The organism is Methanococcoides sp. LMO-2, from assembly GCF_038432375.1.
Lineage (GTDB): Archaea > Halobacteriota > Methanosarcinia > Methanosarcinales > Methanosarcinaceae > Methanococcoides > Methanococcoides cohabitans.
Genome location: NZ_JBCAUS010000006.1, coordinates 171,424 through 186,304 on the forward strand (window position 1 = coordinate 171,424; position 14,881 = coordinate 186,304).

The window sequence follows — 14,881 nt, forward strand, 5'->3', positions numbered from 1 at the left end:
ACCAATTACTGCCAGCAGCTTACCGGACCAAAGGGCCCGGCCATTTGGTTCATTTTCAGTTATTCCTTTCCTCTAGAAAGCAGATTGGATATCCTTTCGGAAAGTGCAGCCATTGCTTCACTTGCCTTTGGACCTGCAGTCTCAATTGTCCAGCCACCTGCTGTGAAGAGATATGCTGCACCACCAAGGACGATGACAGCCAGCCCACCAAGTGCATAGACTATTGTACTTACACCTTCAACTACTTCGAGGGTTGCAGTCATTCCTCCAACCTTCACAAGATAGCTTCCAGGTTCTCCTGCAGTGTAATCGAACGTTACCTCAGTGGTTTCGTTAACACCTAGAACGATCTCCTGGAAATCGGTCACATTGTCGTTGACCCTCAGTTCAACTGTGTAGCTTCCCTCTGCATTACCATTGTTAACAGCATTTAATGTGATCTCCACATTCTTACCGGACTTTACCTCAATAGGATCAAGTACAAGATCACTGAACTCGAACTTTGCCTGCATTTCCTTGACCTCGATGTTCAGTTCAGCTTCCAGGAAGCCGGACTTCTCAGCAACGATCTTGTGCATGCCAGGCTCAGTTATGACATCAGTCACAACACCGTCACTGCCGGTCTGACCGATGGTCTTGCCATCAAGGGAAATTCTGACATCTTCCATTGGATCTCCACCAATGGCCTTTACGATGGTAAATGTCACAAGGTTACCCTCATAAATGACCTCAGGAGTTACTTCGATACTCATCTTCCTGCTAAGGTCGTCAGGTGAGATCACCTCAACTTCAGCAGTTCCTGTAGCATATCCATCCTTTTCAGCAGTTATCTCATAGGTGCCATCAGAGGAGAACTCGTATTCCACTATACCTTCATCGTCTGTGGTACCAAGAGTAAGACTTCCTGCTTTGACGGTTGCATCACTGATAAGGGAACCACGTGATGTTACGGTTATGACTACCTCATCGCCTTCAACGGTCACTTCTGGATCAACCTCAACATCAAGGGCCTCATCGGGCTCGACGGTTACTTCGACGAATGGATAGTAGCGAACAACATCGTCGTCGTCAGCGACCTTGAACATGATCTCACCCATGACCTCTATCTCGTCACCCTCTGAAAGTGATATAGAATCTTCATTTTCCATTTCGATATAGTTAGAAGTAATGGAAGATACTGTCATCTCACCAAAGTCATCGCCAGCCTCTATCTCAAGATAATCTTCAGATATCTGGAATATGCCTCTTATGAAGACAGCTGTGGATTCCCTTCCACTGAATATCTCGTCGAAATTAATGACTAATATCGGTACATCGTCGACATCTCCAAGATCCCTTTCATAAACATATGGGGTTCCGGAAGACAGAACTGTGGAATCTACTTCATCGCCGTCCTTTGTGAGTTCTACAAAGACCTTGTCACCGTTTATGTCGACCTCAATGATGTCCAGTGCATAACCTTCTTCCAGAATAAGTGAGGTACCACCAAACACGGATTTCTTATCATCTTCATCGATAAGGACCTGTGAGAGCTGACCTCTGGACATAAGGCTGACAGCATCGGTATTGGTGTTGAATGCATCTTCAGGGTAACCGGCAAAATACTTCTCCGCCATGAAACCAATGACCTCGTAGTCCTCCCACCCATTGTATTCAAAGGAGACTGACTCAGGAGTGGTGGTATAGACAAGTTCTCCTTCATCTATCTTACTTCCATCAAGGCTAAGCACTTCAAGGGTTTCGGTGCCTATACCTTCATCAATGTTGTAGTAGAAACCTTCAAAGTTCAACGGGGTCCAGTTGAAACCTGCATCCTCTACAACAGTACCTCTGAGTTCGTAAGTACCCGGGTCGGTCATATCAACAAATGGTGCAAACCTTAAGGTGTCATCATCTGCAACAATGAACTTTAATTTGCCCATTACGTCGACAATGTCTCCTTCACCAAGTGAAATTGAATCTTCATTTGACATCTCGATCCTCTTAGAGGTAACTGTGCCAACTTCCATTGCTCCGAATTCATCACCTGATTCGACCTCAATATATTCATCTGAGATCTGGAAAATACCCTTTATGAAAACGGCATTTGTTTCAATACCACTAAATATCTCATCGAAATTAACGGCAATTATAGGTACATCATCAACAGAACCAAGGTCTTTCTCATAGATATATGTGGAACCTGAAGAAAGGATAGCCTCATCCATCTCATCCCCATCTTTCGATAACTTGACGAATACCCTGTCACCGTTTATATCGACCTCTACAATATTCAGAACATATCCTTCTTCAAGTACAAGTCCCGCACCTGAAAAAACAGATTCCTTGTCATCATTGTCGATAAGGACCTTTGAAAGCTGACCCCTGGACATCATGCTCACAGCATCATTACCGTCATCAAATGCATCCTCAGGATAACCGGCAAAATACTTCTCAGCCATGAAACCAATGACCTCGTATTCATTCCAGCCGTTATATTCGAATCCTGTAGGAATGACAGTTGTTTCATATTCAAGATCACCATCATCGATCTTTCGACCAATATCTTTGATGGTCATAGATTCGGAGCCTTCGCCTGTGTCAAGGTCATAATAGAATCCTGAATAACTCAAAAAATTCCAGGTGTACTCATCTTCGGACTGAATACCTTGTTCCCAGATGCGGTCGCCTGAGAAATAGGTTTTGGGCTGGACTTCCCAGATCCATTCTTTGGAATCTTCCCCATTTGCATTTGATACATTGACAGTCACAGTGTAAGTTCCAATTGAAGGATCTGTGACATTATAGAAAGATGATGAAACAGAAGATTCGGATTTTACAGCTGAACCACCGTCCACATACCATTCAACATCACAATCCTGATCAATTTCTATGCTAAATTCCTGTAGATTTCCTTCTATGGATTCAAAGCTCAGATCAGATGGATCAAAAGAGGTGATCTCTGGACCAGGAGTTGCAGAAACGGTCCAATCCCAGGATAATTCAACGCTACCGTTTGCAGATGTAGCATTTGCAACTACAGTATAAGAGCCTTCGGTTGCACTATTATTAGTATAGGTACTTGAAGTAACTCCTGTATCAGAGTCGACAGATGAACCATCAATATACCATTCAACATCGCAAACCTGATCAATGTCTATGCTAAATTCCTGAGAAGTGCCTTCTACAGATTCAGGACTTAAATCAGATGGATTAAAAGAGGTGATCTGTGGGCCAGAAGTTGCAGAAACGGTCCAGTCCCAGGATAGTTCAACACTACCGCTTGCAGATGTAGCATTTGCAACTACAGTATAAGAACCTTCAGTTGCACTAGTATTAGTGTAGGTGCTTGAAGTAACTCCTGTATCAGAATCGACAGATGAACCATCAATATACCATTCAACATCGCAAACCTGATCTATGTCTATAGTAAATTCTTGAGAAGTACCTTCTACAGATTCAGGACTTAAATCCGATGGATGAAAAGAAGTAATCTGTGGGGCAGGAGTTGCAGAAACGGTCCAATCCCATGATTTCTCAGTACTACCAGTTGCAGATGTAGCATTTGCAACTACTGTATAACTACCTTCAGGTGCAGTATTATTAGTATATGTACTTGAAATCACCCCAGTTTCGGACTGAACAGGTAAACCATCAATATACCATGTAACATTAGATGTTTCAGTTATATGTACAAAGAAATCTACCGAATCACCGGCATCACTTGTATGAGGTGAAGCCGGATTCGAAATATCTATTGTAGGTGCAGCCATCGCCACCCCACAGCTCATCCCAAAGATGAGCAAACTCATTAATAATAATTTAAAACCTTTATTCATAGTTTAGTTCTCCGAATATTATATGATTATATGTTATCAAATCTTCCTAAATGCACATAACCTTTTCGATATATCGAAACTTCTGTATCCCCTCTGTTTATCATAGTTATTAAAGTGTCATCAATAACTTCGCCTACAACATTTAAATAACAAACGGATTTCGCGGCTTCCAGCATCGAAGGTGAGACCGTGAAAAGAAGCTCGAAATCTCCTCCTGTGTAAAGGGCAAGTTCAAGAGCATCATCGTCGCCTACAAGAGAGCGAACCTCATCGTCTATAGGAATTTTGTCTTTATATATTCTGAAACCGGTTCCATTGGCATCCATCAGATCGTAAAGGGACATTGCCAGACCGTCACTTGTATCCATCATGGAAGTGACCGCACCGGTAGCTGCAAGCTTCTGGCCCTCTTCCGTGCGCGGTACAGGTTCAAGCAATGTGTTAAGCAGTTCATCGCTGACATCAAGGTCGTGCTGAATCGCCAGCAGTGAAGCGCCCGCTGAGCCTGCATTTCCTGTAACACAAACAAGGTCGCCCGGTTTTGCCCCGGTCCTCCTTAAAAGGTGTTCTTTCTTCACCATTCCGAGGGCGGTTCCTGTTATTGTCAACTCGTCGTGGAGATCGATATCCCCGCCGATCACAGATGTATCACAGAACTTTGCACAGGCAGCCATGCCACGGGAGATATCCTCGGCCTCGCCAAGCTGCATGTCCTCCGTAACACCGAAAGCGGAAAGGAAACCCACAGGCTTTGCACCCATGGAAGCCACATCGCTCAGGTTGACAGCGGCAGACATCCAGCCGATCTGCCATGGCGTCATCACGTCAGGAAAATCGGTCTTCCGGTGCAGCATGTCCGTTGTGATGACCATGCAGTCCTCATCCAAGACATCCAGAACAGCACAGTCATCCTTTCCTGCACCTGCCATTATGGAGCCACATTCATCCTGACTGAAGATACCGCATAGTCTGGAAACAAGCTCACGTTCATCTATACTTGAAATCAGATCAGACCTATCCATAGGAATACCATATAGTTTTAATATTTAATATCAATGTGGTAAAAAGCAGGGAAAAGAGAGTTACCTCCAGACCCTTCTCTTAACGAATATAACTATACTTCCAACAACTGCCAGGAATATCACTATTGGAATGGCAACTCCGATAAAGACGATTATACCATTGACACTGCCAATGAAACCACGTACCGAATCGGACAACGCATCACGAAGTCCCCATGAGTGGGTTATGTTGCGGGGCTCAGAGACACTTACTGTTATTGTGGAGAAGTCGATCCTGTCATTAAGGTAATTGAGCCGTCCCATGAGGCTTTCTATCTCACCGCGAACACGTCCAAGTTCTTTTTCCACTTCGAGGACCTCTTCGACGGTTGTGGCCATGTCAAGGATCTCCTGAAGGCGCTGTTCCTGCTTTTCCAGGTTTGACAGACGTGCCTCTACATCGATGTACTCCTCGGTCACATCGACTCCACTGGTGCTCTTTGAGGTCACCTTTCCGAGAGCTTCAATATCGTTGATCACGATGTCGTGATCAGCAGCCGGAATACGGATGGTGATATATCCGGCCATGCTCTCACCGTCACCATAGTAAGTATCATAGACAGATGAAGAAGAAACATAACCATTATATTCGAAAGCTATAGCAGCGACCGAATCAATGGCTTCCTGAGCATCATTTACCTCAAGGGAAACATCAGAAGTGGTGATCACCTTACGAGTTATGCTGCTGCCTGAGGATTCACCACTGTCTGCCACACTGGACGGACTGTCACGGGCAACATCCCATTCATCATCAAGGGCCATTTTGCCCATATCGTTCCCAAAGGAAAAGCTCTCTTCCTGCGGTGCATACTGCGTATTAGTGTCCGATGAGAGGCATCCTGCCGCAATGACGCAGGTGAGCAGGAAAATAAATAGTAATGGATATGTTCGCTTCATGTTGATAGCTCCTTACAACTGTATAAATAGAGCTACACCGCAAACATATAAAAGAATTGCTTAAACTTCAGATTCATTCGAAGTTAACCTGCTCGTTGCCGCCTTCTTTTGTCCTGATCCACACATTGTCGACAAACTCGTGAGCACGTTCGGCAAGCTCCAGCATTTCCTCACGGGAGAAAGGCACGATATCATGCAGATCTTCCCTCATTGAATGGGCTGGCTGGCCTTGCTGGATAACATACGGAGCATCCGAAACCGAAACATAAGGTACAATGGACCTTGCGATCGCTGCAATATCATCAGGGTCTCCTACAAAACCACGTATAGCAGTGGTGCGGAGTTCGTATTCCACTTCCCTGCCCGTTACAATGGATATTGTCTGCCTGACCTTCTCCACGACATCCACCGGATCAGGAACAACAGGATCATCACCATACCCGATGGCTTTACCGTACATCCCAGGATCGTCCAGAGGAGCCTTGACGTCAATGAAGAACTTGTCCACAAGACCGCCATCGATCAGTTCCTCCACCACTTCCGGATAGTAGCCGTTCGTATGAATACCCACAAGCAGCTTTTTCTTCTTTGCATAGGCAGCAAGGTGCATCACGGCTTTCTTTTGCACAAGAGGTTCACCGCCTGAGAAAACAACGCTGCTCACAAACAGGGAAGATGAATCGATCTTTGCTTCAAGCTCCTTTGCTTCAAGCATATCAGAACCTGTGAGTATCTCATAGTTCTGGCAATATGGACACCTGTAAGGACAATTACGTAAAAAAAGAACGACTGACGCTTTTCCGTGCCAGTCAACAGTAGAAATGGGGATGATCTCCCCAAAGTTCACATTCATCAGATACCAGACACCCGATATATCAGATCATGTCAGCTGAAGCGTAGCGCTTACGGTCTTCCAGTTCCTGCTTCTTTGCAGCATTCCAGCCACCTACGGCCTGGATGTATCCGGTGACCCTTGAGAGCTGTTCAACGTGATCTGAACCACAGTTCTCACAGGCATCCTTAAGACCTGACATCATGTGGAAGTCATCCATACATACTGTCATATCCTTGGTGAAAGCAAAGTATCCTACCTGGGTGTTCCTTGCAATGTTCATTGCAAACTCCTTCAGGCCCTTTGCATCAGGTGAACCCTCGCCCATCCAGATGTGCATGATATCTCCACCGTCAACGATAGGGAAGAATACATGCTCGATGTTGATCCTGTCTATCAGGGAAACATCGGCCCCAGGTGGTACGTGAGTACCATTGGTGTAGTAAACAGGCAGGTCGTGGGTGTTCTTGATGCCATCAACTGCTGCATTCACATCGCCTTTTACAACGGAGAGGACCTTTTCACGGTACTCCTCGTGGAGCATATCGGAAACTGCAAACCTCTGGCCGGTGGTCTCTGCAGGTGTTCTTGCAAGAGCGATCTCCATGCCGTACTTCTGGGAAAGCTCCCTTCCATACATCTCCATCTCTGTCATGGCACGGATACCAACCTTGAAAGCTGCCTTTGACTCGTGCATCTGTGATCCTGTGTGATACTGGACCATCTCGTTGAGACCTACAACACCGATGGTGAACACAAGGGAATCAATATCCACAGCAATTGCGCCTTTCTTGCCGGTTACCGGGTCCTTTGGCTGCTGTGTTGCAAATGGCATCCTTCCATTCTCAATGATAGGTGTCATCCATTTGACCTTTGTACTGAACACATCCATTGCCTCATCCATGAGGTGTTTCAGGTGAGCGAACAGTTTCTGGTCATCCCCATCTGCCTCATATGCTGCCCTTGGACAGTTAAGTGAAACTACCTGCCAGGAACCCATAGAGAAGTGCTTTCCATCCTTAAAGTACATCTTGTCCTCGAACTCAGCATCCTCTTCAGGAGTTGCTGAGAACTGGTATGCACAGCACTGGTAACAGGATATTCCCTCGCCTGCTCCCCTGTATTCAGGAAGCTGGTTGTCAAAGTAAGGAGTTCCGTATTTTGCAGTCAGTTCAAAGGTGAGATCATAAAGTTCATCATACGTAAGGAGGTCAGGATGTGCACGGTTGAACATCTCATCCTCTACCATGAAATCAGGCTCAATGGAGATCTCCGGTTTCGGGAAGTTGAATGGCTTACCCCAGTAGTCACCCTCAAGCATGACGTTCATGAGTGCCTGGAATCCAAGCCTTACCTCACGCTCATAGTCCCCGTAGACACGCCTGTCGGTACCGTCGGTACCATCCCAGACACGACCCCTGTAGACCACCGGTTTGTCCTTCCACATCTTCGGGACACCTGGTGAGAGCTGTACTGAGGAGAACACGAGCTGACCGCCACGGGCAACCATCATCTGTGTCATCTCATAGACGAACATCTGCATGAGCTGCTCTATCTCCTTGTAGGACTTGCCTTCAAAGTATGGAGCGCAGAAAGTAAGGAAGTTGTAGAATCCCTGTCCGCCCGCAAAGTTGGTCTGGGCGCTTCCGAGGGCCTTGACTGCGTGGAGCATTGCGACCTCTGCTTTCATGGAAGGACCTGCAACGCTTGCCTTTGCGCCTGAACCGTCAGGCATCAGTCCGTAGTAGAAGAAATACCTGAGATCCCAGTCCTGGCAGAAAGCACGGGTACCGAAGTACTCAAGATCATGAATGTGAAGGTCACCGTTGAGGTGAAGGTCTGCTACCTTTGGCGGGAGCAACAGCAGGTACTGTTCCTTTGATATCTTGTCAGCTTTCTTCTTGTGGGAGGTCTCGGCATTTTCCTGAAGGTTGGCATTCTCATTGGCCTCAAAGCCTGAGCCCTGGTCGATCTCACATGCATCGAAAACAGGAGAACCTACCCTGGTTGAGATATTGCGCCATTCAAGATGGCCGCGCTCCAGCAGGATCATATTTACAAGTTCCCTGATAAGCGGACCTGAGAGGAACTTGATGTTCATGCTGCGGACACGTTTCTCGGTCTCCCTGGCAATCTCATGGGCTTCCTCTTTTGTGATAGAATCGATTCCGTGATACCACTCGCTAAGTGTAGTTTCCTTGAGCAACTGGTTGACCACAATGTTGCGATCCCAGTTCACCATATGCCCATCGGTCGTCCTGACCTTTGGCATTGTTGAGATAAACTGGCCATCAAGTGTCTGCTGCATTGACTGTGGTTCGGTAAGAGGCATCATCCCATCTTCCATATTACCTGAGTCCTGCGTCTGTTCCTTTGTACCCACTTCTATTTCCCCTTCGGGATCATCGATCAGCTTTGTATTAGATGTCAAATGACCACCTTCATAATATATCCTTTAATGAATCGAGGTTCACGCCCTCGCTGTTAAAGAGCTCGTCATATGTCAGGAAGTCATCTTCTATCTGTAACACCGGAGCTGTAACAGTGAATACTCCATTGACACGCAACTCTGTCAATGATTCAGGAGTTGACATGTCAGCCTCAGTGAAAGCCACATCGTTCGCTTTGAGTACCTTCTTCAGCTGCACACATTTCGGGCATGTTTCCGTTGTATAGATAATTACACCAGGCATAGTTCTTCCATCCGTTTGATCTTTAAACATAATCAAGAGACCCATCACACAAATCCCCTCAGCAACTGAAAAAATGATAATCGCATTCAGCAGCCATATTATAATGCGGGAAAGACCTCTATACGAGTAAACCAATAGTATGGAGTTCTCAGTTAATAATGCTTTTTACACCTACAATTGAATACCAATGAAACATTAATGATAACAGATATGGTAACAAACAAATAGATTCATCATTATAATAATGAGATGAAAGTATCCAACTTAGTTACCAATATAGATACAAAAGAAAATGAGTTAGAAAAAATCTCTTTGCCAAAAGATGTATATCATAAATTCCATAATACCAGATACATTCCACGAGCAGAGGTGTAGAAAATAAACAAACAGCTAGCATCAGGCTGCCACCCCATAGATGAACTTCTGGGAGGCGGATTCGAATCAGGTGTAGTAACCCAGATATTCGGAGAAGCGGGCAGCGGGAAAACGAACATATGCCTCCAGCTTGCTGTTGAATGCGTGAAGAAAGGAAAGAAGGCGATCTTCATAGATACGGAAGGGATCTCCGCCGACAGGTTCAGGCAAATTGCCGGAGAGAATGCCAAAGAGATCGCACAGGATATAATAATCTTTGAGCCGCATACATTCGAAGAACAGTATTCGGCAGTAAGGGAAACCGAGAAAATAAGCACAGAGAACGTAGGCCTTATTATACTGGACTCTGCAACAGCATACTATCGTTTCGAACTGGACGATGACGATTCAAGCATCAGGACCAGAAGAGAGCTTTCGAACCAGATAGGGTTCCTTCACAGCCTTGCACGCAAAAGAGGGATCGTGGTTGTAATAACCAACCAGGTCTACTCAGATATAAATACCAATACACTCAAACCCATAGGCGGAAGCGGTCTTGAACATATATCCAAGACAATAGTCCAGCTTGAAAAAACAGGAACTGGCAACCGTCGTGCAAAACTCTGGAAACACCGCTCCCGACCTGAAGGTGCCACCTGCGAATTCAGCATAACCGCAGACGGCGTCAGATAAATTCCTTTTTACAATCTCGCTTGATTACGTGCCTACCATACGTGCTATCACATACAGTCTCTTTTTACACACTTACAGTCTTGCAATGGTAATATAGCCAGTATGACCTACGCGGGAAGTGGACGGGCGTGTGCCGCGGTCTGAAAAGGACATGGCACGCTCGATACACTCAATTGTCCTTACTTCAAAGAAACCTGCCTCATCTATTGCTTTTCTTATCTGTCCGGTCTGCTCAAGGAAAGGAGAATATGTTACAAGGAAGCCACCAGGAGTTAGTATTGAAGGAATATGAGGCACAACTGAAGGTGTATCCATTGTGTCAAGTACCACAGCATTGAACTTTTCGTCAAAACCCTTAACCTCATCAACGATGTTACCACAGCGGACCTCCACGTTCTCCAGACCTGCTCGTCGGATATTCTCACGAGCCACATCAACGAAATCTTCCCTGATCTCAAAACTGAGGACCCTCTTTGCGATGGAACCCAGGTACATGGCAAGGATACCTGAACCTGTCCCTGCATCAAGAACAACATCGTTCCTGTTGATGCCGGTATAGCCAAGTATCATACCGATATCCTTGGGCATGATGGGAGCACCGGTGCGCTTTGCATGCCTGAAGAAATCCGGCATCCTTGGAAGCTGGATAACAAACTCCTGACCCATGTGGGAAACCACTTTGTCCCCGGGCTCTTTTTCCAGAAGTTCTGACATCTCGATCATACCAAAATCTGTGTGGAACTTATCATCAGATACCGATGTTATGAATTCCCTGATCTTTCCTCTGTGGCTGGTCTTTAACAGCACTACTTCACCTAACTTCATCTGTTTGCACCTGATGTTCCTTTTTTCCTGTCCCTCTGGTATCTTGCCAGAGGAATTGTTACGATATCACGAGGTATTGAATGTTTGTTCATTGAAAGATGATCGGTTATCATCCCGAACTCACGACCATAGGAATCCACGATTGAAGCTGCGTACTGCACACCAGCATCGGTGAATACGTACTCATACCGCTGCCTGAAACGTCCTTCAGACTCATAGTAGCGCAGGTCCTCGTCCACGATACCCATGGCGACCAGCAACTGGATGTCCTCGTAGACCTTGTTGCTGTAAGGGAAACCGTATCTTGTGTGGAAATCATAGTCGAACAGGTATTTTAACCTGCTGTCCTCCTTAAAGAAGACCACATTCCGATATAGCCAGGTAATGTTCCTGATTCGCGGAATAGAGATGTAGCCATCCTTTTCGACCTCGAACAGCTTATGTACAGCATAAAGAAGAAGGATAAGACCTTCGATTGGAAGATACTGGTCACCTCTTATGTAATTCAGTAACCTCGGAGAGAGGTCATCGACAATATCACGCATCTTCTCCTGTGCAGAAGCAAGCTCTGAATCCATCACTGCATCAGGATGGGCAAACGCCGTCAGGGACATCTGCCGGGATATGGCTCGCACTAACCCATTGGCAAGAGCTGATTCATCATAGAAGAAGTTCTCATGTCCCCCTGCCATCACACGGGCACTTTTCGGAACACCCGTTGCAATGCTCAGGTCCACAAGTACATCCCCGAATTCCTTCTCCAGCCCGTCCTCCAGCATCTTTGTTGCCACACCATTGTGTGCAATTGTGGAAAGGGCCATCCTCGTGCCAGGAGAAAGGGTCTTCTGGTTGAACCTTGCAACCGGAGCATATATCGTGCCATCACGGATATTGTTCAGCAGTTGTCTTGCAGCATCGTCCCCGTTCCTGTTGATGAGGTCGAGCAGATCAGCATCATTGTATTTTGTAAAGAAATCTGCCACCATCCCAGCTACTTTATCGTCTCCGATACTACCCCTCAGACCTGAGAGGGTACTTTCAAGAGCATTCAGGAGCATCACCCTGACAGACTGGGTTCGTGGGTGATGGATGATAGCAGTGTAATGATGGGAACGGGCAATAAGCATGGACTCTGCAGCTGCAAGGGTAAGCTCCTCATCGAAGCTGCCGGCATCAGGATCGCCAAGGACCACATTGTCACCTCTTATGGAGAGGCATTGTATGATCTGGTCAAGGTCGATGAGGCCAAGAGATACGCCTGTGTGATACGAATCCCTGAGAAGGAAGTCGATCCTGTCCGCGTCGATATCCCCTGACATCAGCTGAGAAAGATAAGGATGTTCAACGAACAGGTCACCAGTGGCGATCTTTGAGATCTCGGAAAAGAACTCATATGGATCATGACCAAGCTCATCACTTACAAATCTGGAAATAACAGAACTTTCCGGCAGGACCTCTGAGACGATGTGTCTTGTGAAAGCCTCATGTTTAAGGAAGCTTTTCCCGTTGATCTTCGGACGGATCGCAGGATCCCTTTTGAGCACACTTTCAACGGCATGCGAGAAGGCAGAGTGACCGACATCATGAAGCAGGCCTGCCAGCCTTAGCTTCAATATTGACTCATCATCAAGTTCAAGATAGTTACCTAAAAGGGACGCTGTGTGCATGGTACCGACACTGTGCTCAAAACGTGTGTGATTGGCACCGGGAAATACAACGTCTGCAAGACCTAGTTGCTGTATGCCACGAAGTCTCTGGAACTGCGGAGTATCGATCAGAAGCTGTTCAAGTTCGGAAAGTATGATAGTTCCGTGAACAGGGTCATGGATCACCCTGGGTTTTGTCATCACACAACAATATGAGAAGATACCATATAAAAAGAATCTCAGAACGATGAGAAAAATGCTGAGTATTAAATGTAAGTTGACAGAGGATAAAATTGAATACTTTTTTATGTGGAACTGCCATTAGAACACAACAAGTGGTTCACATGAGGACAATAGACTGGAACGATGAATCCAAAAATATCGTATTGGTAGACCAGACGTACCTGCCAGTAGAGCTCAAGATCATTGAATGCGACAACCTTGCCTCCATCTGCGAAGCAATAAGGTCACTGAGGGTCAGAGGTGCCCCCGCACTGGCTGCAGCCGGAGGTTTTGGAATGGCACTTGCAGTAAACTTAAGCAGCGCAACTTCTATGGAAATGCTGCTCAAGGACCTGAAGGTCGCCGCTGACACTCTCAAGGCAACAAGACCAACTGCAGTGAACCTTGCATGGGCTGTGAACAGAGTGCTTAAGGCAACAGAGGATGCCTATGACCTTGACAGCATCAAGGACATTGTGATATCCGAAGCAATAAGGATCGCAGACGAGGATGTGAAGATCAACAAGTCCATCGGAAAGCATGGCCACAGGCTGCTTGAGGACGGTGACAGGGTCATGACACACTGCAATGCCGGCAGGATGGCCTGTGTGGACTGGGGCACGGCACTGGGAGTCATCAGGTCCGCTGTGGAAAAAGGAAAAGAGATAGAGGTCATCGCCTGTGAGACACGTCCCCTGAACCAGGGAGGGCGCATCACCACATGGGAACTCATGCAGGACAATATCCCGGTCACCCTGATCACAGATTCAATGTCCGGTCACGTGATGAAGAACGGTATGGTGGACAAGGTCATCGTAGGTGCTGACAGGATCACACAGGATGTTGTCTTCAACAAGATCGGAACCTACACACATTCAGTACTCGCAAGGGAACATGATATCCCATTTTTTGTTGCAGCGCCGATCTCCACATTCGACCCCAACGGCTGGGAAGAGACCGTGAAGATAGAAGAGAGGGATGCAGACGAACTTCGCTACATGGCTGGTCAGCAGATCGCACCTGCAAATGTCAGGGTCTACAATCCGGCATTCGATGCCACACCTATGGAGAACATCACGGCCATTGTTACTGAAAAAGGAATATTCCAGCCACCGTTCCTGCTGGATGAAGTAATGATGTAACACCAATTGCACCCACAAAGCTTAAAAATCTAAAAGACAATCGGAGAGAATATGGCTAAACAAAAATCTGGCGGAAGCGGACTTATGTCATCCGCAGGTCTCATGAGGTACTACGATGCGGATAAAAGAGCAATTCACCTGCAGCCAAAGACAGTTATGATCTTTGGAGCACTCTGTGGAATCGTTATTCTCGCATTAAGTGCAGGTTTTGGCCTCTGGCCATAACCTAATTAACACTATTTTAGTTTCAGAGTCTTTTTTTAAATACGTACATTTCTTACGTAATTTGTGCAGATAGTTTAAAAGTTATAGAATAGGTGCTGGAAGAGTAATAGCTCCAGCTATTATCCGCCACGTGCTTCTTTAATTGCTTTTGCGAGCTTTCTCGCAACCATGGTCTTTGGTTCCTCGTTATCCACAAGGACACGACCGCTTGCTTCCCACCAGGAGCGAGGATATTTCTTATCAGCTTCCACTTCAGGATGCAGGTTCAGCTTCTCAGCGGCTTTTGAGATCTCCCTTAGCTCCGGATTCTCCACAGAACTTTTTCTGGAGATGATCCTGCCATCTCTTCTGGACCTGGACCTGTCCAGGTTTGCCGGCCAGATAACCAGTTTCCCTTTGTCACGCATCATCATGGGGCATAGATTGGAACTCATATAATTTAAACTTGGTCAAAAGTCATACTTCAAAAATAT

At 46.2% G+C, this 14,881-nt stretch carries 12 protein-coding genes; 3 read left to right on the forward strand and 9 right to left on the reverse strand.

Features of this window, described 5'->3' with window-relative positions; translation table 11 throughout:
- Positions 1-59: 59 nt before the first annotated feature.
- From WOA13_RS08470 to WOA13_RS08495, 6 genes are all read right to left on the reverse strand, one after another.
- Positions 60-3,752 carry an S-layer protein domain-containing protein gene (locus WOA13_RS08470; RefSeq protein WP_342127471.1) on the reverse strand — a complete coding sequence of 1,231 codons (3,693 nt, stop codon included), beginning with the start codon at positions 3,750-3,752 and terminating at the stop codon, positions 60-62.
- A gap of 92 nt (positions 3,753-3,844) precedes the next feature.
- Positions 3,845-4,840, reverse strand: a complete 996-nt coding sequence (gene thiL / locus WOA13_RS08475; protein ID WP_342127472.1) for a thiamine-phosphate kinase — start codon at positions 4,838-4,840, stop codon at positions 3,845-3,847.
- 60 nt (positions 4,841-4,900) lie between these two features.
- Positions 4,901-5,776: a DUF4349 domain-containing protein gene (locus WOA13_RS08480; RefSeq protein ID WP_342127473.1), complete on the reverse strand. Its 876-nt coding sequence runs from the start codon at positions 5,774-5,776 to the stop codon at positions 4,901-4,903.
- 73 nt (positions 5,777-5,849) lie between these two features.
- A complete protein-coding gene (locus WOA13_RS08485; protein ID WP_342127474.1) occupies positions 5,850-6,629 on the reverse strand; it encodes an anaerobic ribonucleoside-triphosphate reductase activating protein in 780 nt (259 codons plus the stop codon).
- 22 nt (positions 6,630-6,651) lie between these two features.
- Complete coding sequence (gene nrdD, locus WOA13_RS08490) at positions 6,652-8,955, reverse strand: anaerobic ribonucleoside-triphosphate reductase (protein ID WP_342127744.1); 2,304 nt, start codon at positions 8,953-8,955, stop codon at positions 6,652-6,654.
- A gap of 94 nt (positions 8,956-9,049) precedes the next feature.
- Entirely contained in the window at positions 9,050-9,301 is a 252-nt protein-coding gene (locus WOA13_RS08495) for a glutaredoxin family protein (protein ID WP_342127475.1), read from the reverse strand.
- Positions 9,302-9,679: 378 nt separating this feature from the next.
- On the opposite strand from WOA13_RS08495, the gene radB reads away from it, so the two are divergent.
- On the forward strand, positions 9,680-10,348 hold the full coding sequence (gene radB / locus WOA13_RS08500; protein ID WP_342127745.1) for a DNA repair and recombination protein RadB: 669 nt from the start codon (positions 9,680-9,682) through the stop codon (positions 10,346-10,348).
- Positions 10,349-10,420: 72 nt separating this feature from the next.
- On the opposite strand, the gene WOA13_RS08505 is transcribed toward radB, so the two are convergent.
- Positions 10,421-11,173 (reverse strand): tRNA (adenine-N1)-methyltransferase, encoded by a 753-nt coding sequence (locus WOA13_RS08505; protein WP_342127476.1) that lies wholly within the window; start codon positions 11,171-11,173, stop codon positions 10,421-10,423.
- Entirely contained in the window at positions 11,170-13,020 is a 1,851-nt protein-coding gene (locus WOA13_RS08510; protein ID WP_342127477.1) for an HD domain-containing protein, read from the reverse strand. Before WOA13_RS08510 ends, WOA13_RS08505 begins: the two co-directional genes overlap by 4 nt.
- A gap of 143 nt (positions 13,021-13,163) precedes the next feature.
- Here WOA13_RS08510 and WOA13_RS08515 point away from each other — a divergent pair, with 143 nt between their 5' ends.
- Complete coding sequence (locus WOA13_RS08515) at positions 13,164-14,183, forward strand: S-methyl-5-thioribose-1-phosphate isomerase (RefSeq protein ID WP_342127478.1); 1,020 nt, start codon at positions 13,164-13,166, stop codon at positions 14,181-14,183.
- Positions 14,184-14,234: 51 nt separating this feature from the next.
- Positions 14,235-14,408, forward strand: a complete 174-nt coding sequence (locus WOA13_RS08520) for a preprotein translocase subunit Sec61beta (protein ID WP_342127479.1) — start codon at positions 14,235-14,237, stop codon at positions 14,406-14,408.
- A 119-nt stretch (positions 14,409-14,527) separates the two neighbouring features.
- Here WOA13_RS08520 and WOA13_RS08525 read toward each other — a convergent pair whose 3' ends face one another.
- Complete coding sequence (locus tag WOA13_RS08525) at positions 14,528-14,815, reverse strand: signal recognition particle protein Srp19 (protein WP_048206296.1); 288 nt, start codon at positions 14,813-14,815, stop codon at positions 14,528-14,530.
- Between the last annotated feature and the right edge of the window lie 66 nt (positions 14,816-14,881).

Bases quoted from the DNA above. Each gene is read 5' to 3' on its own strand.
- WOA13_RS08470 (WP_342127471.1), bottom strand. From the start codon at position 3,752: ATGGCTGCACCTACAATAGATATTTCGAATCCGGCTTCACCTCATACA.
- thiL (WP_342127472.1), bottom strand. From the start codon at position 4,840: ATGGATAGGTCTGATCTGATTTCAAGTATAGATGAACGTGAGCTTGTT.
- WOA13_RS08480 (WP_342127473.1), bottom strand. From the start codon at position 5,776: ATGAAGCGAACATATCCATTACTATTTATTTTCCTGCTCACCTGCGTC.
- WOA13_RS08485 (WP_342127474.1), bottom strand. From the start codon at position 6,629: ATGAATGTGAACTTTGGGGAGATCATCCCCATTTCTACTGTTGACTGG.
- nrdD (WP_342127744.1), bottom strand. From the start codon at position 8,955: ATGGAAGATGGGATGATGCCTCTTACCGAACCACAGTCAATGCAGCAG.
- WOA13_RS08495 (WP_342127475.1), bottom strand. From the start codon at position 9,301: ATGCCTGGTGTAATTATCTATACAACGGAAACATGCCCGAAATGTGTG.
- WOA13_RS08505 (WP_342127476.1), bottom strand. From the start codon at position 11,173: ATGAAGTTAGGTGAAGTAGTGCTGTTAAAGACCAGCCACAGAGGAAAG.
- WOA13_RS08510 (WP_342127477.1), bottom strand. From the start codon at position 13,020: ATGACAAAACCCAGGGTGATCCATGACCCTGTTCACGGAACTATCATA.
- WOA13_RS08515 (WP_342127478.1), top strand. From the start codon at position 13,164: ATGAGGACAATAGACTGGAACGATGAATCCAAAAATATCGTATTGGTA.
- WOA13_RS08520 (WP_342127479.1), top strand. From the start codon at position 14,235: ATGGCTAAACAAAAATCTGGCGGAAGCGGACTTATGTCATCCGCAGGT.
- WOA13_RS08525 (WP_048206296.1), bottom strand. From the start codon at position 14,815: ATGCGTGACAAAGGGAAACTGGTTATCTGGCCGGCAAACCTGGACAGG.